Annotated in this window: 1 pseudogene; it reads left to right on the plus strand. The window is 35.1% G+C overall.

The window, feature by feature from the left end:
* Positions 1 to 476 precede the first annotated feature (476 nt).
* Positions 477 to 867 (plus strand): annotated as a pseudogene (locus ACS8FD_RS18420) (glutamine synthetase); the annotation flags it as partial.

Consider the following 867-nt stretch of genomic DNA (forward strand, 5'->3'; position numbering starts at 1 on the left):
TTCCTTGAATGTAACATCCGAACCTAAAACTTCAGATTGGATGAGCTTATAATGGCTTAAAATTTAACATACTCGCTCATAAAATGTAAACTATAAACTTCATTATTAATGCTACGGTATCCATAATGGTTATAATAAGTTACTTATTAATAGTTTTAAATAGTAATTGACATATATAAATTTCAATCATATATTGAATGACATCAGTAAGACAAAAGATACATTTCATCCATTAAGCGTATTGATAAATAGTGATGTAAAAAGACACTAAGGCATTAATATTATTGATGAAGATAAATAAAACGTGCTTAGCAGTAACTGGTAACGAGGCAATAAACTTTATTTATGACATCACTTATAGTCACTGTTTTATTTGAAATCTTCGATAACCTTTATAAAAAAGTGATACACAACAGCTACTAAAGGCTTAGTAGCAACAACTCAAAAAATCTTGAAAATCAATAGGAATTAGAGACATGACGACAACCAATGGAATGGTCGAATCTGCAAACAACACTGAATATGTCTATGTGGCTGCAGGTGATATTAATGGCTTACTTCGTGGTAAGCGCATCCCTTTTAGTCAAATGGAAAAAGCTCAGAACGGTAGCATCCGTTTGCCCTTGTCAATCTTAGGCGTCGACATATGGGGTGCTGATGTCATTGAGTCTTCTCAATGCAATGGTGATATAGATGCCATTGCTCGTCCTACAGGCCGTGCAGCATATCCCCTTCTTAACACTAGTGCACCATCATCTTTGCTACCCGTTTGGCTTTATACCGAAGACAACGAGCCTTATTATGGTGATGCTAGACACGTTTTAGATTACATCAGTAAAAAATTCAAAGAGCTTGGACTCACGCCAG

Source organism: Psychrobacter sp. 1U2 (assembly GCF_051847575.1).